Source organism: Streptomyces sp. NPDC093510 (genome assembly GCF_040683555.1).
Classification (GTDB): Bacteria; Actinomycetota; Actinomycetes; order Streptomycetales; family Streptomycetaceae; genus Streptomyces.
Window position 1 is genome coordinate 47,558 of sequence record NZ_JBFBEE010000015.1, and the last position, 23,021, is coordinate 70,578.

The 23,021-nt window shown below is 69.0% G+C and carries 24 protein-coding genes and 1 riboswitch; of the genes, 12 read left to right on the plus strand and 12 right to left on the minus strand.

The annotated features are described in order from the left end of the window. Positions 1-48: 48 nt before the first annotated feature. The 3 genes from AB0N81_RS24370 (at position 49) to AB0N81_RS24380 (ending at position 3,519) form a co-directional block, all read left to right on the plus strand. Complete coding sequence (locus AB0N81_RS24370; protein WP_365361711.1) at positions 49-1,107, plus strand: metallophosphoesterase; 1,059 nt, start codon at positions 49-51, stop codon at positions 1,105-1,107. Between the two features lie 180 nt (positions 1,108-1,287). Next, positions 1,288-2,181, plus strand: a complete 894-nt coding sequence (locus tag AB0N81_RS24375) for a hypothetical protein (RefSeq protein WP_365361713.1) — start codon at positions 1,288-1,290, stop codon at positions 2,179-2,181. A gap of 651 nt (positions 2,182-2,832) precedes the next feature. Then, on the plus strand, positions 2,833-3,519 hold the full coding sequence (locus tag AB0N81_RS24380) for a DUF4234 domain-containing protein (RefSeq protein ID WP_365361715.1): 687 nt from the start codon (positions 2,833-2,835) through the stop codon (positions 3,517-3,519). Between the two features lie 77 nt (positions 3,520-3,596). Here AB0N81_RS24380 and thiC read toward each other — a convergent pair whose 3' ends face one another. Further along, positions 3,597-5,396: a phosphomethylpyrimidine synthase ThiC gene (thiC, locus tag AB0N81_RS24385; protein WP_365361717.1), complete on the minus strand. Its 1,800-nt coding sequence runs from the start codon at positions 5,394-5,396 to the stop codon at positions 3,597-3,599. Further along, positions 5,389-5,544: riboswitch (TPP riboswitch) on the minus strand. Its footprint overlaps the gene before it by 8 nt. Positions 5,545-5,615: 71 nt before the next feature. Here thiC and AB0N81_RS24390 point away from each other — a divergent pair. After that, entirely contained in the window at positions 5,616-7,037 is a 1,422-nt protein-coding gene (locus tag AB0N81_RS24390) for a YibE/F family protein (protein ID WP_365361719.1), read from the plus strand. A 144-nt stretch (positions 7,038-7,181) separates the two neighbouring features. Here AB0N81_RS24390 and AB0N81_RS24395 read toward each other — a convergent pair whose 3' ends face one another. From AB0N81_RS24395 to AB0N81_RS24410, 4 genes are all read right to left on the minus strand, one after another. Then, positions 7,182-7,619: an SsgA family sporulation/cell division regulator gene (locus AB0N81_RS24395; protein ID WP_365361721.1), complete on the minus strand. Its 438-nt coding sequence runs from the start codon at positions 7,617-7,619 to the stop codon at positions 7,182-7,184. Positions 7,620-7,720: 101 nt separating this feature from the next. Further along, a complete protein-coding gene (locus AB0N81_RS24400) occupies positions 7,721-8,512 on the minus strand; it encodes a helix-turn-helix domain-containing protein (RefSeq protein ID WP_365361723.1) in 792 nt (263 codons plus the stop codon). 180 nt (positions 8,513-8,692) lie between these two features. After that, positions 8,693-8,914, minus strand: coding sequence for a DUF5326 family protein (locus AB0N81_RS24405; RefSeq protein ID WP_365362066.1), 222 nt, complete (start codon positions 8,912-8,914; stop codon positions 8,693-8,695). A gap of 189 nt (positions 8,915-9,103) precedes the next feature. Continuing rightward, positions 9,104-9,421: a cupin domain-containing protein gene (locus AB0N81_RS24410; RefSeq protein ID WP_365361725.1), complete on the minus strand. Its 318-nt coding sequence runs from the start codon at positions 9,419-9,421 to the stop codon at positions 9,104-9,106. A gap of 65 nt (positions 9,422-9,486) precedes the next feature. Between AB0N81_RS24410 and AB0N81_RS24415 the strand changes: the two genes are divergently transcribed. The 4 genes from AB0N81_RS24415 to AB0N81_RS24430 all read left to right on the plus strand — a co-directional run bounded on the left by AB0N81_RS24415 (position 9,487) and on the right by AB0N81_RS24430 (position 12,992). Beyond that, on the plus strand, positions 9,487-9,867 hold the full coding sequence (locus AB0N81_RS24415) for a phage holin family protein (protein ID WP_365361727.1): 381 nt from the start codon (positions 9,487-9,489) through the stop codon (positions 9,865-9,867). Between the two features lie 155 nt (positions 9,868-10,022). After that, positions 10,023-11,285, plus strand: a complete 1,263-nt coding sequence (locus AB0N81_RS24420; RefSeq protein WP_365361729.1) for a cystathionine gamma-lyase — start codon at positions 10,023-10,025, stop codon at positions 11,283-11,285. 259 nt (positions 11,286-11,544) lie between these two features. Further along, a complete protein-coding gene (locus tag AB0N81_RS24425; RefSeq protein ID WP_365361731.1) occupies positions 11,545-12,450 on the plus strand; it encodes a LysR family transcriptional regulator in 906 nt (301 codons plus the stop codon). A gap of 59 nt (positions 12,451-12,509) precedes the next feature. Next, positions 12,510-12,992, plus strand: a complete 483-nt coding sequence (locus tag AB0N81_RS24430) for an NUDIX hydrolase (protein WP_365361733.1) — start codon at positions 12,510-12,512, stop codon at positions 12,990-12,992. Positions 12,993-12,999: 7 nt separating this feature from the next. Here the strand turns inward: AB0N81_RS24430 and AB0N81_RS24435 are convergent, their stop codons facing one another. Together AB0N81_RS24435 and AB0N81_RS24440 are read right to left on the minus strand one after the other, a co-directional pair. Further along, a complete protein-coding gene (locus AB0N81_RS24435; RefSeq protein WP_365361735.1) occupies positions 13,000-14,373 on the minus strand; it encodes a globin domain-containing protein in 1,374 nt (457 codons plus the stop codon). A gap of 370 nt (positions 14,374-14,743) precedes the next feature. Then, complete coding sequence (locus tag AB0N81_RS24440; protein ID WP_365361737.1) at positions 14,744-15,376, minus strand: HAD-IB family phosphatase; 633 nt, start codon at positions 15,374-15,376, stop codon at positions 14,744-14,746. Between the two features lie 228 nt (positions 15,377-15,604). Here AB0N81_RS24440 and AB0N81_RS24445 point away from each other — a divergent pair, with 228 nt between their 5' ends. Continuing rightward, positions 15,605-16,474, plus strand: coding sequence for a GNAT family N-acetyltransferase (locus tag AB0N81_RS24445; RefSeq protein WP_365361739.1), 870 nt, complete (start codon positions 15,605-15,607; stop codon positions 16,472-16,474). Positions 16,475-16,556: 82 nt separating this feature from the next. On the opposite strand, the gene AB0N81_RS24450 is transcribed toward AB0N81_RS24445, so the two are convergent. Together AB0N81_RS24450 and AB0N81_RS24455 are read right to left on the minus strand one after the other, a co-directional pair. Next, positions 16,557-16,985 (minus strand): heme-binding protein, encoded by a 429-nt coding sequence (locus AB0N81_RS24450; protein ID WP_365361742.1) that lies wholly within the window; start codon positions 16,983-16,985, stop codon positions 16,557-16,559. A 61-nt stretch (positions 16,986-17,046) separates the two neighbouring features. Next, positions 17,047-18,255: an MFS transporter gene (locus tag AB0N81_RS24455; protein WP_365361744.1), complete on the minus strand. Its 1,209-nt coding sequence runs from the start codon at positions 18,253-18,255 to the stop codon at positions 17,047-17,049. Positions 18,256-18,415: 160 nt separating this feature from the next. On the opposite strand from AB0N81_RS24455, the gene AB0N81_RS24460 reads away from it, so the two are divergent. Together AB0N81_RS24460 and AB0N81_RS24465 are read left to right on the plus strand one after the other, a co-directional pair. Next, positions 18,416-18,874: a MarR family transcriptional regulator gene (locus AB0N81_RS24460; RefSeq protein ID WP_365361746.1), complete on the plus strand. Its 459-nt coding sequence runs from the start codon at positions 18,416-18,418 to the stop codon at positions 18,872-18,874. 40 nt (positions 18,875-18,914) lie between these two features. Next, on the plus strand, positions 18,915-19,367 hold the full coding sequence (locus AB0N81_RS24465) for a GNAT family N-acetyltransferase (RefSeq protein WP_365361748.1): 453 nt from the start codon (positions 18,915-18,917) through the stop codon (positions 19,365-19,367). 141 nt (positions 19,368-19,508) lie between these two features. Here AB0N81_RS24465 and AB0N81_RS24470 read toward each other — a convergent pair whose 3' ends face one another. The 3 genes from AB0N81_RS24470 to AB0N81_RS24480 all read right to left on the minus strand — a co-directional run bounded on the left by AB0N81_RS24470 (position 19,509) and on the right by AB0N81_RS24480 (position 21,941). Continuing rightward, the gene (locus AB0N81_RS24470; RefSeq protein ID WP_365361751.1) at positions 19,509-20,885 is read right to left on the minus strand and encodes a serine hydrolase domain-containing protein; all 1,377 of its coding nucleotides are present in this window, start codon (positions 20,883-20,885) and stop codon (positions 19,509-19,511) included. A gap of 81 nt (positions 20,886-20,966) precedes the next feature. Then, positions 20,967-21,431 (minus strand): carboxymuconolactone decarboxylase family protein, encoded by a 465-nt coding sequence (locus AB0N81_RS24475; RefSeq protein ID WP_365361753.1) that lies wholly within the window; start codon positions 21,429-21,431, stop codon positions 20,967-20,969. A gap of 63 nt (positions 21,432-21,494) precedes the next feature. Next, positions 21,495-21,941, minus strand: coding sequence for a MerR family transcriptional regulator (locus AB0N81_RS24480; protein ID WP_365361755.1), 447 nt, complete (start codon positions 21,939-21,941; stop codon positions 21,495-21,497). A gap of 79 nt (positions 21,942-22,020) precedes the next feature. Between AB0N81_RS24480 and AB0N81_RS24485 the strand changes: the two genes are divergently transcribed. Next, positions 22,021-22,983: an SDR family NAD(P)-dependent oxidoreductase gene (locus AB0N81_RS24485; protein ID WP_365361757.1), complete on the plus strand. Its 963-nt coding sequence runs from the start codon at positions 22,021-22,023 to the stop codon at positions 22,981-22,983. The last annotated feature ends 38 nt before the right edge of the window (positions 22,984-23,021 follow it).

Below are 23,021 nucleotides of genomic sequence, written 5' to 3' on the forward strand. Positions count from 1 at the left end.
GCAGTCCGATCTCGGTGCAGATGCGGCGCAATGGTGGTGGAGGGGTCGATGACTCAGGGGGCCGGTCAGGGACCCGATGTGCGGACGGCGACGCTGCGCGACTTCCGCGTACCCGCGTACATCCATGAGACGACCGGTCCCGCTCCGGCGAGCTCCGGAGCGCCCGGGGAGGCACCGCCGGACGAGGGGTACACCCCGACCCAGCGCGACCTGCCCGTCATCAACCGCGGCGACACGGTCCAGGTGCAGGTCATGCCGGAGCCCCCGCAGCCACGGGCGAGCGACGAGCACGGCCCCCTGTACGTCGTCGGGGATGTGCACGGCTATCTGGACGAGCTCGTCGCGGCCCTCCAGGAGCAGGGCCTCCTCGACGCCGAGGGCAACTGGTCCGCGGGGAACGCGCGCCTGTGGTTCCTCGGCGACTTCACCGACCGCGGGCCCGACGGCATCGGCGTCATCGACCTCGTGATGCGGCTGTCCGCCGAGGCCGCAGCCGCCGGCGGCTACTGCAAGGCGCTCATGGGCAACCACGAGCTGCTCCTGCTGGGCGCCAAACGCTTCGGCGACACCCCCGTGAACTCCGGCGCGGGCACCGCCACCTTCCAGGCCGCCTGGCTGCTGAACGGCGGGCAGAAGAACGACATGGAGCGCCTGGAGGACCACCACCTGCAGTGGATGGCCCGCCTCGACGCGATGGAGGAGGCCGACGGCCACCTGCTCGTGCACTCCGACACAACCGCCTATCTGGATTACGGTGACTCGATCGAGGCGGTGAACGACACCATCCGGGAGACCCTCACGCGCAACGACGCCGACGAGTGCTGGGACCTCTTCCGCAAGTTCACCAAGCGCTTCGCCTTCCGTGACGAGTCGGGCCCCTCGGCCGTGCGCGAACTTCTCGACATGTACGGCGGCACACGCATCGTCCACGGTCACAGCCCCATCCCCTACCTCCTGGGCGACGTCGGCTCCGAGGACGAGTCGGACGGCGGCGGTCCGGTCATCGAGGGCCCGCACGTCTACGCCGACGGCCTGGCCATCGCCATGGACGGCGGAGTGACCATGGCCGGAAAGCTACTGGTCTGCCAACTTCCCCTGCCTGTCTGAACGTTCCGCGGGCAGGCGCTCCTCTACACGATCACGCTGACCAGGGGGGCAATTTCCGGAAACCCCCTGTCACCGCGTGCCGTCACGGCTCTACCATCGGCTTATCCGTAGCAGGCTCCCCTCCGTTTCTGCCCAACGGCTCGCAGCCATGCGAGCCTCAGCCCTACGGAGCATCGGGGGATGCACATGAACAGCGCTCCACACCTGCTCAATGAGGACCGCCCCGAATACGAGCGGATCCTTGATGAGGCGCTGCGCACCGCACCTGACCGTCCTGAACTCGCCGCCGTGGGCCAGCGGCTCAACACCGAACAACTGCGCACCATGGCCCTGAACGCGACAGCACTGATCACGGCCGCAGCCGCGGCCGAGTACGCGCACTACGTGCAGGTTCGCGAGGAGTTGCGCGAACCTCGACCGTCGTCCACGTCGATCCGCGAAGGGAATGGACAGAGCGCCGCGGAGTCGGGCTCCGGCGGCGTCAGCCTCGCCACCACGATGGGCGAGGTCGCCGAACCAGCGGCAGCGGGAGCCGGGGCGATCGCCGTCGTCGCGGTCCTCGCACCCGTCCTCGCGGGGACGGCCGCCGCGATATTCCTGCTCGTCGGTTACATCCTGAAGATGCTCAACCCCGAGCCCGCCTTCGCGGACACCCTGCTCACCGCGGGGTGGCTGTTCGGCGCGCTCACCGCCGGGGGCATCCTGGTCGCCGCGGTCGGTCTGCTTCTGACCGCCCTGCGCAACGGCTCCACCTCGCTCCAGGCAGGACTGCACGGCGAACAGCACGAGGAGGTGTCCCGCGCCAGGGAAGACTGGGGCCGGGCGCTCCTCGAGCGGGGCGTCGTCCCGTTCCTGCGGGAGGCTCTGAGGGAACCGGGCGGGGCCCCCGCGGCCCGCACGCCGTCGGCGAACGCGGGTGGTTCCGGGGCACACGGCCGTATGCCCCAACTCGGCTATCACAGGCCGGGGTTCAGCAGCCCGGACGGCGGTCCCACCGCGGGGCCGCGTCCGAGCTTCTCGAGCCCCGACTTCTCGAGCCCCGATTTCGGCGGCCCCGACCACAAGCCGGAGTAGCGGCACCGGGGCTGGGCCGGGCGGGGCCAGGCCATGGGGCTCAACACCGCCTCGACGCGCCGCTGCCGGCGAGCGGCGGCGCAAGCCGGAGGCGTACCGACAGGTGGGTGGGACCGACACGTCCGCGACCGCCTTGTCCACACGGACGGGGCCACCCACGACGACAACCGAGAAACAGGGCACGCGCGAGAGCAGGGCAGTGCCCGGCCGAAAGCCGGCACACGGCCTTGCTCCCGCGCGAAGGCGCGACATCCCCGAAGGCCCGACGACCCGAAATCCCGTAGGCGTGACGCCGGACGGCCCGAGCGGGTCGGTCTCTGAGCCCCGGGTGCAGGATCTTTGGCGATCAGTGCCCATTCCCACTGCCATCTACACGTCGAACTGGCACTCCCATGCGCCGCCGCAAGCCAATCCGGTAGCCCTCTGTCTGACCCACCACAGGACTGCTCAGCAAATTGGGCAGCCCCCGAATAACAGAGCCGCACAACAGGGTCTTTTGCACCGCGCCAGGCATACGCTGGGCAAAGAGAGTGCGATCGCTGGACGTGCTGAGGACGGGCAACCCGTCTCCGTGGGATTGAGCCGCTGATGTCTCCCCAGAAGAAGATCACACCCGACACCGACGAGGGCTGATCAAAACTGGGGGCCCACATGGAACAGATCCAAGCAGTGCAGCAAGTTGACCGCTACGTGCACGAGAGGCGCTCGACGGACCAGATATTCGTCGGGTGGGGCATCTACTTCTTTCTTCTGTCGTGGGTGACGCTAGGAATCTATGGAGTCGTGCTGTTCTATCGCCGACTCAACCGTGCTGACCTCTTCAGAGGTCGCCGCATGCACTACTACAATGCGGTCATCGATGCCTCAAAGCAGTACGCCGAGGAGCATGGCCAGTACGGTCCCAGCCAAGATGAGCTGGACGACCTGCAGCGCTTCGTAAAAGAACGTTTCGAGGACGAGCACAAACCGATCAAAGCTGGACTCTCGCTCTTCCTGTCCTTCATCACGCTAGGGATCTACGGCTACATCGCCGTCTATCGGTCGATGCGCTTCTGGTGGCAGATCCAGCTCACGGAACAGGACTTCGACGACAAGCTCAGCGTCGCCTGGGTAAAGCTCGGGATTGTCCGGTACCCACTGACCTTCAAACCCGTCCAGATCCTGAACCGCAGTTTCGGTATGCACTTCCTCCTCTCGTTCGTCACGTTCGGGATCTACGGCATCGTGTGGGACTACCGACTTCACACCGACCCCGAGAAGCTCTACCCCGAGGTGCACTCCACCGAGGACGCCGTCCTCAACGCCCTGCGGGTCGCCGAACCGGTCCTCCCTCACTAGACATCCGCTGCTGTTCGCCGCACGAGGAAGCGCCGCCCCGGAAGTCGAAATCTCCCGGAACGGCGCTTACCTGCTCGTCAGTCCGCCAACGGCAGGTACACCCGATTACCGCTCGCCGCGAACTCCTTCGACTTCTGCTCCATGCCCGCCGCGATCTCCTCCGAGTCCAGATCACCGCCGTGCTGTCGACGGATGTCCTGCGAGATCTTCATGCTGCAGAACTTCGGCCCGCACATCGAGCAGAAGTGCGCCGTCTTCGCGGGCTCGGCCGGCAGCGTCTCGTCGTGGAACTCCCGTGCCGTGACCGGGTCGAGCGCCAGGTTGAACTGGTCCTCCCAGCGGAACTCGAAGCGTGCGTCCGAGAGCGCGTCGTCCCAGTCCTGTGCGCCCGGGTGCCCCTTGGCGAGGTCCGCCGCGTGCGCCGCGATCTTGTACGTGATGACACCGGTCTTCACGTCGTCGCGGTTGGGCAGACCCAGGTGCTCCTTGGGCGTGACGTAGCAGAGCATGGCCGTGCCCCACCAGCCGATCATCGCGGCGCCGATGCCGGAGGTGATGTGGTCGTAGGCGGGGGCGATGTCGGTGGTCAGCGGGCCGAGCGTGTAGAACGGCGCCTCCTCGCAGATCTCCTGCTGGAGGTCGATGTTCTCCTTGATCTTGTGCATCGGGACGTGACCGGGGCCCTCGATCATCGTCTGTACGTTGTGACGCTTGGCGATCGTGTTGAGTTCCCCGAGCGTCCTCAACTCGGCGAACTGCGCTTCGTCGTTGGCGTCCGCGATCGAACCGGGCCGCAGGCCGTCGCCGAGCGAGTACGTCACGTCGTACGCCGCGAGGATCTCGCAGAGCTCCTCGAAGTGCTCGTAGAGGAAGCTCTCCTTGTGGTGCGCGAGACACCAGGCGGCCATGATCGAACCGCCGCGCGAGACGATGCCGGTCTTGCGGCGCGCGGTGAGCGGGACGTACGGGAGGCGCACTCCCGCGTGGACCGTCATGTAGTCCACGCCCTGTTCGGCCTGCTCGATGACCGTGTCCTTGTAGATCTCCCAGGTCAGCTCCTCAGCCTTGCCGTCGACCTTCTCCAGGGCCTGGTAGAGGGGGACGGTGCCGATCGGGACGGGGGAGTTGCGCAGGACCCACTCGCGGGTGGTGTGGATGTTGCGGCCGGTGGACAGGTCCATGACCGTGTCCGCGCCCCACTGGGTCGCCCAGGTCATCTTGTCCACCTCCTCCTCGATGGAGGAAGTGACCGCGGAGTTGCCGATGTTGGCGTTCACCTTCACCAGGAACTTCTTGCCGATGATCATCGGCTCGATCTCCGGGTGGTTCACGTTGGCGGGGATCACCGCACGGCCCGCGGCGACCTCCGCCCGCACGATCTCGGGGTCCATGTTCTCGCGGATCCCGATGAACTCCATCTCGGGCGTGATCTCGCCGCGGCGGGCGTACGCGAGCTGCGTCACCGCCTGCCCCGCGCGGCCGCGGCGCGGCTGGCGGGGACGGCCGGGGAAGACCGCGTCCAGGTTCTTGAGCCCGCCGCGCGGCGAGGTGTGCTTGATGCCGTCGTCCTCGGGACGGGGCGGACGGCCCACGTACTCCTCGGTGTCGCCGCGGGCGATGATCCAGTTCTCCCGCAGCGGCGGCAGGCCGCGGCGTACGTCGGTCTCGGCCGACGGGTCGGTGTACGGGCCCGAAGTGTCGTACAGGGTGACGGCCTTGCCGTTGGTGAGGTGCACCTGGCGGACCGGCACGCGCAGGTCGGGGCGTGAACCCTCGACATACGCCTTGTGCCAGCCGATGGACTTCCCGGCCCCGTCAGCTGCGGTGGTGCTGTCGTCGCTGCTGGAGGCAGGCGTGCGTGCGTCCGATGTGGTCATGAGACCTACTCCCTACGCCGGCATTACCCGGTAACAGGTTCGGCGGTCGACGCAGCGGATCCCGTACGGTTCGTGCACTCCTGGTGCAGTTTCGTACGGAGGTCAGCGCCCTCTCAGCCCGGTGCTCCGAGCTCCCGCGATTGCAAAGGTGGCTCCACGCTAGCGTCATGTCGGCCGCGCTGAACAGAGGGCCCCCTCCGTTCTTGCGATGATCGGGCAGTGACCACCACAGAGCCGCCGCCCCCGCCGCCCTCGCAGCCGCCTGCCTCCGGGACGCCTCCGGAGGGGCACGGACACGGACATTCCCACAGCCACGGACCGGCCGCGCCCGTCTCCGAACACCTGCGCAAGGTCATCGCCGCGGTGCTGATTCCCTTCGCCACCGCGGTCGTCGTGGGGCTCGTGGTGCTCTGGCCCGGCGGCACACCCTCGCACGAGCGGACCGGTGTCGGTTTCGACCGGCAGACGCAGTCGGCCAAGGTGACGAAGGTGCAGGAGCTGCCCTGCAAGGACCTCAGCCCCTCGCAGCCCCCGCCGAACGGTGACACGTCCACCGCCGAGGGCCAGTCCGCCCAGTCCCGGGCCGCGGGCACCTGCAAGAAGGCGACGATCGAGGTGAGCAGCGGCAAGGACAGGGGCCGCACCTTCGTCGAGATCATCCAGCCGGACTCGCCCCGGCAACTGCGCCAGGGCCAAGAGGTGGTGGTCGCCTACGAGCCCAAGGCGCCCGAGGGGCTGCAGTACTCGGTCACCGATGTGAACCGAAAGATCCCGATGGCGCTGCTCGCCGGCATCTTCGCGCTCGCCGTCGTCGTGGTGGGACGGCTGCGCGGTGTGATGGCCCTGGTCGCGCTCGCCATCAGCTTCATGGTGCTCACGTTCTTCATCCTGCCGGCCATCCTTCAGGGCTCGAACCCGCTGGTCGTGGCGGTGATCGGGGCGAGCGCCATCATGCTGATCGCGCTCTATCTCTGCCATGGCCTCACCGCCCGCACCTCGGTCGCGGTACTCGGCACGCTCATCTCCCTCCTCCTCATCGGCCTGCTCGGCTCGCTCTTCATCGGCTGGGCCGCGCTCACCGGCAACACGGACGACAACACAGGCCTCATTCATGGCCTGTACCCGTCCATCGACATGAGCGGCCTGCTGCTCGCGGGCGTCATCATCGGCTCGCTCGGCGTCCTCGACGACGTGACCGTCACCCAGACCTCGGCGGTCTGGGAGCTGCATCAGGCCAATCCGACGATGGGCTGGCGTGGCCTGTACCGCGCGGGCATCCGCATCGGCCGCGACCACATCGCCTCGGTCGTCAACACCCTCGTCCTCGCCTACGCGGGTGCCGCACTGCCCCTGTTGCTGCTCTTCTCGATCGCGCAGTCCAGCGTGGGCACGGTCGCCAACAGCGAGTTGGTCGCCGAGGAGATCGTGCGCACTCTGATCGGCTCGATCGGTCTGGTCGCCTCTGTCCCGGTGACGACCGCGCTGGCCGCCCTGGTCGTTTCGGCGGACCGCACCCCCGCGGGCGGAGCGGGTGCCGTCGCCGGTTCGGGAGCTGCCGTCGGCTCAGGAGCTTCCGCCGGTGGCACCGGGAGCGGGGCTCGCTCCTTGCGGGGCGGTACGGGGCGACGCCGCAAGCGGTGACCGCGGCGGGGTGCCGCCCGTACGGACCACCACCGGCGCATCGCCGATGTACGGGCGGTGCACGAGCGGTGCGCTACCGGCCCGCCACCGGTCCCCTGAAATGCACCAAAATGCCTTCGCCGCACCTCCGTTGACGCCGGTAGGTCAGCCCGCGTTCTGCTCCTCGGCGAGGATGCGGTCGAGCGCCTCGTCGAGATGCGCCTCGAAGTCAGCGAGCGCCCGCTCCTGCCCGAGCGGCACCAACTTGTCCGTACGGTCGAGGAAGGCGAGCAGTGGCGGAATGCCCACCCGGAACAGCGCCCGGTCCCCGCCGACCTGCAGCCTGATCAGAGCCTCGTCGAACAGGTCGGGGCCGGTGGGCTCGACGCGGACATCACCGTCCCCGCACGGCCTACCCACCCCGTCGATCAGCAGCTCCCGCCCGAACGCCCAGGTCACCGGCGTGTCCCCCGGGAGATGGAACGTCAGCCGCACGGCATAGGGATCACCGATCTCGTAGCGCAGCTCCACCGGGATACGGAACGACAGCTCCTCGGAAACGAGGAAGCTCATCATGACCTCTGCCTGCACCGTCTCGCCCATCCGCCCTACCCCGTCACTTATCCCTCGGAGGCCAGGAACCAACTCCCCAGCACCTCTGGCATCTTGCTTAACGTGCCCAGCAGATCACAAGGAGTGAGTTTTCAGATGCTGATAGAGAAAGCGAGTGTTCCTAGTAGCTTTCCGATCTCCCGTTGCAACTGACGGGCAGCGGGCAGCAGCCGGTCTGCTTGGCTGGAGGGAACAGAAATGGCCATGGTCGCCGCGGTGTCACCGGCTGTGATCGGAATCGCCGCGCAGACCGTCCCGAGTGCGTACTCCTGACGCTCCACGACGGGACGCATCCGCTCCATCGAGTCGAGCCGCCGCATGAACGTGCGGTCGTCCCGGACCGAATAGCGCGTGATCGACTGGACCGGATAGCGGTCGAGGTGGTCCTGTCGGGCCTCGTCGTCGAGCTGGCCGAGGAGACACTGGCCGATCGCGTGGGCATGTCCCGTCTCCCGGAAATCCGCCCACTCCTCGACGGCGGGATTGCCGGGGGTGTCCGCGACGGCCACGAGTTCGATCTCGCCCTCGCGGTAGACGGCGAAGTAGACGGGGACGCCGAGGGTGTCGCGCCAGTGCGCCAGGGAATCGTCGATCCTTCCGCGTCGGCTCTGCTGTGCTCCGCTGCTGCTCAGCCGCTCGGCGGCCTCGCCGAGCACGAACAATCCTCTCTCCCTGCGCAGATAACCCTCGTGGGTCAGAGTCCGCAGCAAGTGATACGCGGTGGGGAGCGCGAGCCCCGCCTCACGTGCCAACTGCTTGGCGGGGGCGCCGCTTTGGTGTGAGGCGGCGGCCTCCAGCAGGCGCATCGCTCGCTGCACAGAGCCGATGAGGGTCGGCCCGGTGGAGTCGTCAACCGGTGAGGTGGTGCTTTCGACCGCGGCCAAGGTTCACTCCCGAAGGGCGTGGAGGGTCCTCCCGTACGGAGTATCTGGAGAGGGGCGGTGCGCGTGCGCCCGTCCGCGGGGATCGACCCCCACGTCGGATTCCGGACTCTAATCCTCGGTCATCGCCCTATGCCGCCCCACCGGGAAACTTCCCCCTGCCGGGGGAACCGTTGGCGAAAGTCACCAGTCGGCGCGCGACGAAGAGGAGCCGGATATGAACTTCCGTACGACATAGATGAGTCCACCGACCAAGGCTACGAATATCAGCGCCTTGAAGAGCAGGCCGACCACGAATCCGACGACGGTCGCTATCACGCCGCCGAACACGACGAGTGCGATGACCGGCACGGCCACCCACTTCACCCACCACGGCATTCCCGCAAAGATCTCCTTCGCTGCCATCGTCCTGACCTCTCTCCGCTCTGTCCGCACTTCCGCGCTGTTCGCATCGGTGCGGTTCCTGAATCTCTGCAGGTTCCTGACTTCCTGCATTCGATGCTAGGGCGCCGAAGGGCTCCGCGGGGGCCTCGGAGCCCTTGTCCTCCCCTGATCCGACCCTTAGGGAACCCCGAGGTCGCAGCCCTGAACAGGTCAGGACTCAGGGGGAGAGAAGACGACGAGCACGCGCAGGTCCTCGCTGATGTGGTGGAACTTGTGGGCGACACCGGCCGGCACATAGACGACGCTGCCCCGCGCCACCTGCGTGGTCTCCATGCCGACGGTGATCGAGGCCCGGCCGCTGACGACCATGTACACCTCGTCCTGCCCGTGCGGCTGCTGCGGGTCGGACTCCCCCGCGTTGAGCGCGTACAGCCCGACCGACATGTTCCGCTCACGCAGGAACTGCAGATACGCGCCGTCGTTGGCGGCACGCTCCGCCTCGAGCTCGTCCAGCCGGAATGCCTTCATCGCCCTGGTACACCCCTCGCTTGTGAGCCGACCGTTCCCGGCCCATGTCTGCCACGATCAGACACATGAAGAATTTCGTAGTCAAGACGATCGCCAACGCCGCGGCCCTGGCCGTCGCTGTATGGGTGCTCGACAAGATCACGCTGACCGGCGACAGCACGGGCAAGAAGGTGGGCACGCTCATCGTCGTCGCCCTGCTCTTCGGGCTGGTGAACTTCCTGGTCAAGCCGGTGGTGAAGGTCCTCACCTTCCCGCTGTTCATCCTGACCCTCGGCCTGATCACCCTCGTAGTCAACGCCCTGATGCTGCTGCTCACCTCGTGGCTGGCCGACAAGCTCGACGTCAGCTTCCACGTCGACGGCTTCTGGACCGCCGTCCTGGGCGGCCTGATCATCTCGATCGTGTCCTGGGCCTTGAACGTCGTGCTCCCCGACGACAACGACTGACCGGGGACTCCTACCGACGGTTTCCGGACGTGGCCGAGAATGGGGGAGGCGGCGAGCAAAGGCCTGCTCGGCGCCGTACGTGAGACAGCGCCCTACGTGAAACAGCGCTGTACGTGGAGCGGCGCTGTACGTGAAGCGGTGGAAAGGCGGGCGGCATGACGGAATCAGGACCCATAGGCGACGGCTCGGAGGGCGCCCGCAGGGGCGCGGCGGGCCTCGGTGACGGTACGCGCGCGGTCCGGGTCGGGCTTCCCGAGCCGGTGAAGCACGAGCCGACGCTGCCCGGCCCGGTGTTCGCCGCGCACTTCCACCTCCCGGGCGACCCCACGGGCGGATACGCCTATGGCCGCGACGAGAACCCCACGTGGACCCATCTGGAGCGCGCCATCAGCGAGCTCGAGACGCCGGACTCCGAAGCGGACGGAGCGGACGGAGCGGACGATGCGGATGTCGAGACGCTGGTCTTCGCCTCCGGCATGGCCGCGATCTCGGCGGTGCTGTTCTCGCAGCTGCGCGCCGGTGACGTGGTGGCCCTGCCGGACGACGGCTACCAGGTGCTCCCCCTCGTCCGTGAGCAGCTCATGGCGTACGGCATCGAGGTCCGCACCGCTCCGACCGGCGGCGACGCCCAGCTCGACGTCCTGGACGGCGCCAAGCTGCTGTGGATCGAGACGCCGTCCAACCCCGGGCTCGACGTGTGCGACGTACGGCGGCTCGCCGACGCGGCCCACGCGCGTGGCGTGCTGGTGGCGGTCGACAACACCCTGGCGACACCTCTCGGCCAGCGCCCCCTCGAACTCGGCGCCGACTTCGCGGTGGCCAGCGGCACCAAGATGCTCACCGGCCACGGCGACATCCTCCTGGGGTACGTGGCGTGCCGCGACGCGGGGTTGACCGCTTCCGTACGACGCTGGCGCAAGATCGTCGGGGCTGTCCCGGGCCCGATGGAGGCCTGGCTCGCGCACCGCTCGCTCGCCACGTTGCAGCTGCGCGCCGACCGGCAGAACGCGAACGCCCTGGCCCTCGCCGAGGCTCTGCGCGCCCGCGGCGACGTCTCGGGCCTGCGCTATCCCGGTCTCGCCGACGACCCGTCGTACAAGATCGCCTCGCGGCAGATGCGGCGCTTCGGGTGCGTGGTCTCCTTCACGCTGCCCACGCGCGCGCGTGCCGAGCGTTTCCTCGAAGCGCTGCGGCTGGTCGACGACGCGACGAGCTTCGGCGGTGTGCGGTCCACGGCCGAGCGCCGCGGGCGGTGGGGCGGTGACGCCGTCCCGGAGGGCTTCATCCGCTTCTCCGCGGGCGCCGAGGACACCGACGACCTCGTCGCGGACGTGCTGCGCGCGCTGGACGAGTCGGCCGGTTCGGACGGGTCGGACGGTTCAACCGGTTCGGACGAGTCGGCCGGTTCGGCGGACTGACCGCCCGCACGGCCGTCTGTGCGGCAGGCCACGGCAGCACCGCCGCGTCCGCACGCCCGCGCCCGCGCCACCCCGGCTACGCACAACGAACGGTCCGAGCCTCCCCCCTCGTGGCTCGGACCGTTCCGGCTCCGCGCGCGTGGAACCGCGCGAACCAGGCTAGTTGACTCTGTGTCAGTGTCCAATCACAGTAGCGACAGGGTCCTATCGACATATTTATAGTTGGGCGCACCCTGGGAGTGCGAAGGGGGACATCGCCATGGATCTGGCCCTGCTGCGCACCTTCGTGACAGTGCACCGGGCCGGCTCCTTCACGCGTGCGGCAGCGCTGCTCGGGCTCTCCCAGCCCGCCGTCACGTCCCAGATCCGGACGCTGGAACGGCAGTTGGGCCGACCGCTCTTCCTGCGTCAGGCCCGCGGAGTGACGCCCACGACCATCGGCGACGAGCTCGCCCACAAGGCCGCGCCGCATCTGGACGCCCTCGTGGAAATCGCCGAGACGGGACTCGACGAGGGTTCGCCGGTACGGACCCTCCATCTCGCGGGGCCACCGGAGTTCACCGCGGAACGCGCGCTACCCGCGCTCACCTGCCTGACCGGGCATGACGGTCACCGTTGCGCCCTGCGCACCTCGTTCGGCAACGCCGAGGAGGTGCTGGAGGGGCTCGCCGCCGGGCACCACGACCTGGCCATCACGACGAACCGGCCCCGCGGCCCGCTGCTCACCGCGACACCGCTCTGCGACGAGGAGCACGTCCTGGTCGCGGGGGAGCGCTGGGCGGCCCGTCTGGGGCCCGGCCGGCTGCGCCGACGGCCGGCGCAGCCGCTCGAGAACCTTCCGGTGGTCGAGGTCCACGAGTCGCTGCCGTTCGTCTCCCGCTACTGGGCCGCCGTGTTCGACGCCCGTCCCGCCGCGTCGGGCGCCGTCATCGTGCCGGATCTGCGCGCCGTGCTGGCCTGTGTGGTCTCGGGCGCGGGCCTCGCCGTGCTGCCCCGCTATCTGTGCGACGCGGCCCTGGAACGCGGCGACGTCGTGGCCCTGCTCGACCCCGCTGTGCCCCCTTTGCGTACGTACTTTTTGGCGGTGCGCACCGGGACACTCGCCATGCCGCATATAGCGCGGGCGCACGAGTGGCTACTGCGCGCTGCCGTCGACTGGGCTTGATGGGGGGCGCGGCTGGTTCACGATGTTTCACGTGGAACAGTCCGGGCCACATTTCCCCCATGACCGTCCGACCCGTGGTCAAGCGCACCGCACGCGCCGTCCTGCTGGACGGAGACGACCTGATCCTGATCAAGCGCACCAAGCCCGGTGTCGATCCGTACTGGGTCACCCCGGGCGGCGGCGTGGAGGCGGAGGACGCCTCCGTCGTCGACGCGCTCCATCGTGAGGTCCACGAAGAGCTCGGCGCCAAGATCACCGATGTCGTGCCCTGCTTCGTCGACACCGTGGAGCACATCGCCGAGGACGGGGGTGCGGCAGGCGTGAAGGTGCAGCACTTCTTCGTCTGCCGTCTGGAGTTCATGGACACCGGTCTGCGACACGGCCCCGAGGTCGAGGAACCGTGCGGCGAGTACGAGATCGTGCATGTGCCCTTCACCCGCGTCGGCATCGCCTCGGTCCATCTCGTACCGCTGTCACTGCGGCACTACCTGGACGGCAACATCGAGGGCGTACGCGCGATGCACGCCCCCGATCTGGGCTAGCGCCTCCCTAGTCGGACGCCACCAGTTCCTCGACGGAGTCGTGCCGGATGCGGCCCTCCGGGATGCCGACGTCCCGCAGGGCGTCCACTCCGTTGCGGATCATGCCGGGCGGGCCCGAGAGGTACGCGTCGTACTCGTTCCACGGGCCGTACTCACGCACGGCGTCCGGCAGTTGGGCCCGCTGGTCGACGACCGGACGGACGGCCAGCCAGGGGTGGGACTGCTGAAGCCGCAGCATCGTGTCGATGTCGTACAGATCGTGATCGGTGCGCGCGCCGTAGAAGACCTCGACCGGGCGCCGTCTGCCGTGTTCGGCGACGTCCTCGACGAGCGCCTTGATGGGCGCGATGCCCGTGCCGCCGCCCAGGCAGAGCAGACCGCTGTCGGTGGTGTGGTCGACGGTCATCGATCCGGTGGGCGGGCCGAGCCGCAACACGTCACCGGGACGGGCGTGGTGCACCAGGGCGTTGGACACCCAGCCGGCCGGGACGGCCTTGACGTGGAAGGACAGCAGCCCGTCGGAGCGCGGGGCCGACGCGAAGGAGTAGTGCCGCCAGACCCGCGGCCACCAGGGGGTCTCCAGGCTGGTGTACTGCCCGGCGAGGAAGGGGTACGGCTGGTCGGGCCGGACGGTGACGACCGCTATGTCCGGGGTCCTGAGGTCGTGCGAGACGACCTCGGCGAACCACCAGGCGGGGGCGCGCAGTTCGTCCTCGGCGGCCGCGTCGATCATGACCTGGGAGATCGTCGTGTACGTCCGGACCCAGGCGGCCTCGGTCTCCTCGTCCCAGATCGCGCTCGCGTACCGGCTCAGCGAGCCGATCAGGCACTCGCCGACGGCTGGGTAGTGCTCGGGCCGAGTGCCGTACTTGCGGTGTCCGCGCCCGAGGTTCTTCAGGTACGCGACGAGGACGTCGGTATGGTCGATGTGCTCGGCCGCTGTCAGCAGTGCCTTGAGAATGCGGTCCCGCTGGGTGTCCATGGCCGCGGGGAACAGGGCACGGAGGTCAGGGTGCCGGGTGAAGAGCAGCGCGTAGAAGTACGAGGTGACCTTGTCGGAGACAGGGCCTATTTCGGCCATCGTGCGCTGCACCAGGACCGCGTCGGAGGACGCCTTCTGCGACGGCTTGGCTTTCGGGGCAGTGAGCAGGGGCGATGAGCCCTGGGCCTGAGGAGCGGAGGGTATTCGCTCGTCTGTCGGCTCCGTGGCGGGCGGCGCGGACACGGTGGGCGGCGCCGAGACGGTGGGCGGCTGACGGTCCTCGCCCTCCGGTTGCTTCGACGGCTTGCGCGGGATGAACCAGCCGCCCCCGTCGCCGGAAGTGCCGTCATCCGCCGACGCGGTGGTCGGAGCGTCCATGCTGTGCCTCGCCTCGAACATCTCTCGGTAGGTCTGCGCACTTCCTGCCGGAAGCTGCCTGCTTTCCCCGCTCTGCCTCGGTGGCCGATACGGCCACATTGAACCCCGGACCCCCGGACCCTACGGACAAGTAGGTCGAGAATGTGACATTGGCCGCAGTCGACTCACCGCAGCATCCCATTCCCCGTCGCCGTACCGTCCGCATAACTGGAAGTACGGGTTCTGGATCTCTTTACCCCGTTAGGCTTCATTGATCTGCGCGCGTACCCCCCTGAGTGCGAAGTGACGCACCCGGCACGAACCTTGATCGACCCTACCGGCACGGGCCGAACGCACAAGCCCCTCTCCCCTTCGCCCTGAATTCCACGGCCTCGCCTGCCCATTGCCCCAATTACCGGCCGTGCCGGACCAATTCGTACGCCTTACGCAGATCCCGCCCGACATAGGAGTGGGTGGCCAGGCTCATCAGCCGTTGATCCGCATTGACCGCCACAGAAACGGGCACCACGCCGAACAACTCCAGGTCGGAAAGCGAGTCGCCGTACGCGACGCAATCGCTCCTGCCCACCCCGAACTCTTCACAGAGACGGTCCGCGATCTTCACCTTGGCCGCCGCGTTGAGAATGCCCGTCGGATCGACGGGCCCGGTGAACGGCACAGCCGGGAAACGCGACCCGTGCGCCGCGTGCGCACCCCATCCGATGAGCCGCTCCACGAAGAACGACGGCGAGAGGGAGATCACCGCGCAGTAGTCACCGCCTTCCCGGATCTCCGTCCAGGTCTCCTGGATGCCGGAGAGCCAAGGCGCCCCGTCGAAGGCGGCCGACACCTGTGCTTCCGTGAGCTCCGCCCACAGGGCGTGCACCCGCACCGCGTACTCCGGCGAGCCGATGTGCCCCGCCACGAAGTCCTTTTCCAGCTCGGCTATTTCGGCGTCCAGGCCGAGCTGTCGCGATATCTCCACGGGGGCCGCCGTGCCGTGCAGCAGCGTCCCGTCCAGATCGAAGAGGTGTAGGCGTGCCATGGGCACCGAGGCTAGTGCCCGCGATCGCTCCCGTCCTCGGACACCCCCTGGCCGCTCCGACCCGACCGCTGTGACCGGCACCCGTGTTTCACGTGAAACCTCGCTGTCCGTCCGTCACCAGCCGCGGAGGTCCTCCCACCGCGACCGGACCCCAGGTGGCCAAAAGCAACGTGCTTCTGCCCACAAACGGCTGGACGCCGAGGATGTACGTCAGACAGCCTGACCCGCGTGTCGACACCTTCGCTCTCCGCACTGCCCATCCGCCGACTGACCCCCCGCGATCTGCGGGTCTGCGCCGATCTGTCCGAGAACCGGGGCTGGCCGCGTGAAGAACACAAGTGGGGTCTGCTGCTGTCGGCCGGAACGGGCTACGGCATCGACGACCCCGACGGCCACGGCCTCATCGGCGCCTACGTAGTGACCCAGTACGGCCCTCCGCAGCGCCCCGCCCTCGCGGCGATCGGCATGGTCCTCGTCGCCGAGCGGTACGCCCGCCAGGGCGTCGGGCGCCGACTGATGCAGTACGCCGTCGAGGAGGCGGCCACCACCCCACTGACTCTCCACGCGACACCGACCGGCCGCCTCCTTTACGAGCAGCTCGGCTTCAAGGTGATCGGCCGGGCCGAGATGGTCGCAGGGCGTTTCGCCGCCGTCGGACCGCTGCCCGATGTCGCCACCCGGCCGGCCACGGCGGAGGATCTCGGCGCCATCCTCCAGCTCGACATCGAGGTCTTCGGCCAGGACCGTATGCACGTGATCACCCGGCTCCCCGCCTTCACCGATCAGCTGCGGGTCGCGGAGGCCGACGGGGAGATCGTCGGCTACGCGGGCGCCTGGCCCAACATGGAGACGCATGTCGTGGGCCCGCTCGTCGCCCGGGACACCGAGACCGCGAAGGCTCTCATCGCCTCGCTCGGTGCCGGTACCGAACGTCCCCTGCGCACCGACATCGACGTACGGCACGAAGAGCTTCTGGCGTGGGTGAAGGAGAACGGCCTTGAGTCCGTCGCCTTCAACTCCGTGATGGCGTACGGGACCCCGGAGCTGCCCGGTGACTGGACCCGCCGCTTCGCACCTCTGACGGTCGCGGCCGGCTGACCCGGTCGTCAGTCACGACCTTCCACGCGCAAAAGGCCCGCCCCGGGTGCCCCGGGGCGGGCCTTCATGTTCTGTGCGCGCGTTACGCGAGGCCCTCCACGGCCGCCGTCGCGAAGCCGTGGTCCTGCTGCGGGGCGCCGCCGCCGACGCCGATGGCGCCGATCAGGCGGCCGTCACGGTGGACCGGTACTCCGCCCGCGATGAAGAGGAGCGGACGGTCGAGGGCGGTGGGCAGGGTGTGGAAGAGGCCGCCCGGCTGAACCGCGTCGACGAGGTCGGCGGTCGGGGCGTTCAGCTGCAGCGCGGTGTAGGCCTTGCGGGTGCTGGTCTCGCCGGAGATCAGCACGGCGCGGTCGTCGCGCCGGAAGGCGAGGAGGTGGCCACCCGCGTCGAGGACGGTGACGCTGACCGTGACACCGGCTTCCTCGGCCGCGCGGCGGGCCGTGGTGACGAGTGCCTCGGCGTCCTCGATGGTCAGCGGGGAGACAGCGGTGGCGGGGGTGGTGCTCATGAGGGGTTTCTCCTTGCGGGGTGGTGCCAGGTGTGTGCTGGGGGATCGGGGTGGGCCGAGGTCAGTGATGGACGGGCGTGCGCTGCTCGACAGGCGCCGCGCCTGCGACGACCAGGCCGGGTGCTCCGGAGCCACGCTCCAGGGCGGCCGAGACGAGAGCCAGGACGAGGGCGGAAGCGGCCAGCACCGCGCCGACCCAGTTCGGGGCGGTGTAGCCGAAGCCGGCGGAGATGACGAGTCCGCCCAGCCAGGCGGAGAGCGCGTTGCCCAGGTTGAAGGCGCCGATGTTGACCGCGGAGGCGAGCGTCGGGGCGCCCGACGCGTAGTCCAGGACGCGCTTCTGCAGGGGCGGCACGGTGGCGAAGCCCAACGCGCCGATCAGCAGGACGGTCACAGCGGCAGCGAACTTGTTGTGTGCGGTGACCGTGAACAGGGCGAGCACCAGGGCGAGGGAGCCCAGCGCCACGAACAGCATCGGCATCAGCGCCCGGTCCGCGAACCGTCCCCCGACGAGGTTGCCGCCGACCATGCCGAGCCCGAAGAGGACGAGCAGCCAGGTGACGGAGGAGTCCGCGTATCCGGCGACGTCCGTCATCATCGGCGTGATGTAGGTGATGGCCGCGAAGACGCCGCCGAAGCCGAGGACGGTCATCGCCATGGCGAGCAGTACCTGTACGTTGCGGAAGGCGCCGACCTCGTCGCGCAGCCGCACTCCTGCGGGCTTGGGCAGGTCCGGCACGAGCTTGGCGATGCCGAAGAGACCGAGGACGCCGAGGGCGGCGACGATCACGAAGGTGATGCGCCAGCCGATGGCCTGGCCGACGAGCGTGCCGAGCGGGACACCGATCACGTTGGCGACCGTGAGGCCCGAGAACATCATGGCGATCGCCCCTGCCTTCTTCTCGGGGGCGACCAGTTCGGCCGCGACGACCGAGCCGATGCCGAAGAAGGCACCGTGGGCGAGGGACGCGACGACGCGGCCTGCCAGCATCACGCCGAAGACCGGGGCGACGGCGGAGAGCAGATTGCCGACGACGAAGAGGCCCATCAGCAGCATCAGCATCCGCTTGCGCGGGATCCGAGTGCCGAGGGCGGTCATCAGGGGAGCGCCGAGCACGACGCCGAGGGCATAGCCGGTCACGAGGAAGCCGGCCGTGGGGATGGAGACGCCGAAGTCACCCGCGACCTCGGGAAGCAGTCCCATGATCACGAACTCGGTGGTTCCGATTCCGAAAGCCCCGATCGCGAGGGCCAGAAGCGCGAGAGGCATGGATCTACCTTCCAAACGATTGCAGGTGCGCTTAACGTGCGACCACAATAGTTGCACACGCGGGATACTTGCAACCGCTGGATATTGCATCGGTGGACTATCCTGGGTTCAGCCGCAGCCACAGCCGCTACGGCACTCCGGGACGGAGGAACGAGGAGCCATGACAGCGACAGACCCCGCACTCACCGCGCTCGCCCAGAGCTGGTGCGCCCTCTCTCTGCTCCACGGGAAGATCGAGGCCCACGTCGAGCGCGCCCTCCAGGCCAAGCACGGCCTGAGCGTGCGGGAGTACAGCCTGCTCGACGTCCTCAACCGCCAGCACGACGGCGAAGGCGGCCACCTGCAGATGAAGCAGGTCGCCGATGCCGTGGTGCTCAGCCAGAGCGCGACCACCCGCCTGGTGACCCGGCTCGAGGAGCGAGGCCTACTGGCCCGCTATCTGTGCCCCACCGACCGCCGCGGCATCTACACGGACGTCAGCGAGGCCGGCGCCACGCTGCTCGACGAGGCGCGCCCCACCAACGACGGCGCCCTGCGGGAGGCCCTCGACGAGGCCGCGCGGAACCCCGAGCTCGCCCCGCTGGTCAAGGCCGTCGAAACACTGCGCGTACCTGCGTAAGGCCTACGCCTCGGGCTACGCCTACGCATAGGCTGCGACCATGGGAGATCTTGAGATACGCCCTGCTGTCGCCACGGACCTGCCCGCCATCGTGGGCATGCTCGCCGACGACCCCCTGGGCGCCGCACGCGAATCGCCGGAGGACCTCACCCCGTACGTCACGGCGTTCGAGCGGCTGGTCGGCGACCCGAACCAGCATCTGGTCGTCGCCGAGCGCCAGGGGCGCGTCGTCGGCACGCTCCAGCTCACGATCGTTCCGGGGCTCTCCCGGAAGGGTTCCACCCGCTCGATCATCGAGGGAGTGCGCGTCCATGCAGACGAGCGCGGCAGTGGGCTCGGAACACGGTTCATCGAGTGGGCCGTCGAGGAATCGCAGCGCCAGGGCTGCCAGTTGGTCCAGCTGACCTCCGACGCCACCCGCACCGACGCCCACCGCTTCTACGAGCGGCTCGGCTTCTCGGCGTCGCATGTGGGCTTCAAGTTGCAGCTCTGAGGCCACTGTTCGGCCCCAATCGGAGGGCGGGACGGCCTGTTTCACGTGAAACAGATGCGGGTGTTCGCATGACGGGGGCTGTTTCACGGGGGCTGTTTCACGTGAAACAGCCCCCGTACCGTCAAGGCCAAGAGCCAGAGGCTAGAAGCCGCGCCAGCCCTGCGGATCGACCCCGCCCGGCACCGGCGCCCCCTCGTCGTACGGCTTGCGGGTGAGGACGAACGACCCGAGGTCGAGATGGCTCACCGAACCGTCCGGCCGCCGCACCGCCCGCAACAGCTCCCCGGCGTAGTACCCACTGAGCCCCGTCCACGTGCCGTCACCGTTGGCCCGGAACTGAGCCTGGCGTCCCCAGCCGGACAGCGGCCCCAGCTCCACCCCTCCGTCGGCCGTCAGCCGGAGCACGAGCACCTGCGTGCCCCAGTACCAGGGACCGGCCAACTCCAGTACTTTCCCGTCGACTTCGGGAAGAGGCCGCCACGGCTCCGGAATTCGCGGCTCGGCCTCGGACACGATCTTCACCAGGTCCACGGCCAGCGCGCCGACCGGCGGCCCCGACGTGCAGTTGGCGAGCGCGACCGCCGCCACACCGTCCGCCTCGCTCACCCACAAGGCGGCGAGGAAGCCCGGCAGCGAGCCCCCGTGCCCGGCCAGGCTGCCCCTCTCCCACCGGAGCACGTCCAGTCCCAGGCCGTACACCCTGTCCCATTCCCCCGCCGACAGCGGAGCCGACGGCGTCCGCATCTCCCGTACGGAATCCGCGCCGAGAACCCGGTCGTCGCCCTTCACCAGGAAGGATCCAAAGCGCACGAGGTCCGCCGTGGTGGACCACAGCTGGCCGGCCGGAGCCATCAACCCCAGGTCCTCGACGGGCTCCGGCATCATCACGTCCGCCCAGGGATGCACCGCCCAGCCGCCGGCGTGCGGTTCCTGCGGCTGGGCACTCGTGCGGCTCAGCCCCAGCGGCTCCAGCACCTCGCGGCGGAGCACTTCCTCCCACGGGGCACCCCGCAGCGCCTCCACCAGCGCACCGAGCAGTGTGTAGCCGGGGTTGGAGTAGTGGAAGCTCCGGCCGACGGGGTGCTTGAAGGGGGCCTCACCCAGAACGTCGGCGAGCTCCGGGCGCACCGTTCCGGGAGTGCGTTCCCACCACTCGCCCGGGGTCTCGGCCGCAAGCCCGCCGGTGTGCGCGAGGAGCTCGGCGATGGTGACCTCCCCCGCACCGGTCCCCGGAAGGTGCTTCTCCAGCGGGTCGCCGAGATCCAGCACGCCCTCGTCACGCAACCGCATGACCAGCACGGCGGTGAACGTCTTGGTGATCGAACCGATGCGGTACTGGACGTTCTCGTCCGGCTCGTGCCCGTCCACCATGCTGCGACCGCCGCTCCACACCAACTCTCCGTCCCTGGCCACAGCGGCGACCAGTGACGGGGAACGGCCCTCCGTCTGAGCGGTGGCGATGCGGTGCAGCAGAGCTCGACGGGTGGAGGGGAGCAGCTCTTCATGGGGTGTCGTCATGGGACCAGTTCACCTGGGAGAAGCCCGTGCGTCGAGCGAATTCGAAGCGCCTCGCCCTGCCGGTCCGGGCACCCCGCTCCGTCATGCCTCCCAGGGCTGCGATCCGGCCGCCCGCCGCGTGGTGACGTTGATTCGGTTGAGCATATTGGCCACCCCGATGGCGAGGACGAGCGCTGCCAGCTCCTGCTCGGTGAAGTACTTCGCGGCCTCGTCCCAGATCGCCGCCGGCACCGCGTCGGGCCGGTCCGCGACCCGGGTGACGGCCTCTGCGAGGGCGAGAGCGGAGCGTTCCTCCGCGGTGAAGCAGGACGTGCTCCGCCAGGCGGCCACGGCCGCGCACTGCTCGTCGGTGGCGCCCGCCGCGGTGGCACTGCGCGCGTTCCCGTCCACGCAGACGCTGCTTCCGTTGATCTGACTCACGCGCAGCTGCACCAGCTCGATCGTCGTCTGGGGCAGGCCCTGCTTCCTGGCGACCTTCGACAGGATCAGCACGGCCTTCATGGCCTCGGGGAAGATCACGGTGGGGTTCTGCATGCGAGCCTGCATGAGTTCTCTCCTCAAGCGTCTGCCCGGCGCCGCTGCCTGCCGCGGCGGCGTCGTCCTGGTCCGTCACTTCACCGACGAATCGCGACGCGGGAGTGTGAGCGGCGACGGTGACCAGAGTCCTGCGGCTGTCCCGTCGCGCAGGTGCTGCTCGTAGGTGACGACCTTGCCGTGGATGACTTCCAGGCAGGCGTCGAGGTCGTCGATCTTCGCGCGTACGTTGCGTTCGTGCTCCTGGAGCAGCGCGAGGCGGTCCGGCTCGTTGCCTGGTCCCGAACGCACGAGTGCGGCGAACTTCTTGATCGTGGCGATCGGCATGCCCGAGTCCCGCAGCCGCCCGCACAGCAGGAGCCAGTCCACGTCCGCCTGTTCATAGACCCGCCGGCCTCCGCCGGAACGCGGGATCTCGCGCAGGAAGAGCTTTTCCCGCTCGAAGAACCGCAGCGCGTGCACGCTCAGGCCGGTCGCCTCTGCGACCTTCCCTATGGACAGACCGCCCGCTTGCCCGCTCATCCCTCGCCCGGCCCCTTCGACTGTCTCTGCGCCAACGACCCTTGACCTAGCTCGCACTCTAGGTTCTAGCGTCGCCGACATGATCACCGCGCAGCAGAAGCAGCAGAAGCTGGGCTCCGGATTCGGCGCCCTCAGCACGGCCGACGACGTCCTCACGGGCACGGATCTGACAGGCACCACGGCTCTGGTGACCGGCGGGTACTCCGGCCTCGGCCTCGCGACCACCCGCGCGCTCGTCCGCGCGGGCGCGCACGTCGTCGTTCCCGCCCGCCGCCCCGAGACCGCCGAGAACGCCTTGCGCGACATCCCGCGGACAGAGGTGCACGCCCTCGACCTCGCGGATCCGGAGAGCATCCGCGTCTTCTCCGAGCGCTTTATCGAGACCGGCCGCTCCCTCGACCTCCTCATCAACGGGGCGGGCGTGATGGCCTGTCCGGAGACGCGTGTCGGTCCGGGCTGGGAAGCGCACTTCGCCGTCAACCACCTCGGGCACTTCGCACTGACCCACCGTCTTCGTCCGGCCTTCGCGCCCGTCGGCGCCCGCGTCGTAGCGGTCGCTTCCTCCGGACATTTCCTGTCCGACATCCGCTGGACGGACCCGCACTTCCGCACCGGCTACGACCGGTGGCTGGCCTACGCGCAGTCCAAGACCGCCAACGCCCTCTTCGCCCTGCACCTCGACCGCCTCGGCGCCGCCCAGGACCTGCACGCCTTCGCCGTGCACCCCGGCAGCATCCTCACCCCGTTGCAGCGCCACATCCCCCGCGAGGAGTGGCTCGCACAGGGTTGGGTGACCCCGGACGGCACACCGGCCGCCGGCTTCAAGACACCGGAGCAGGGCGCGGCGACAGCCGTGTGGGCGGCCACCTCGCCGCTGCCGGCCGAGCGTGGAGGGGCTTACTGCCAGGACTGCGACATCGCCGAACCGGCCACCACCGACGACATGCTGATCGGCGGCGTCAAGCCCTGGGCCCTCGACCCGGACGCGGCAGCCCGCCTCTGGGACCTCTCCTGCGAACTCACCGGGCTCAACGCGTTCTGAGCCTCCGTAGGGCCGGATTACGCCCCATCAGGGCCGGC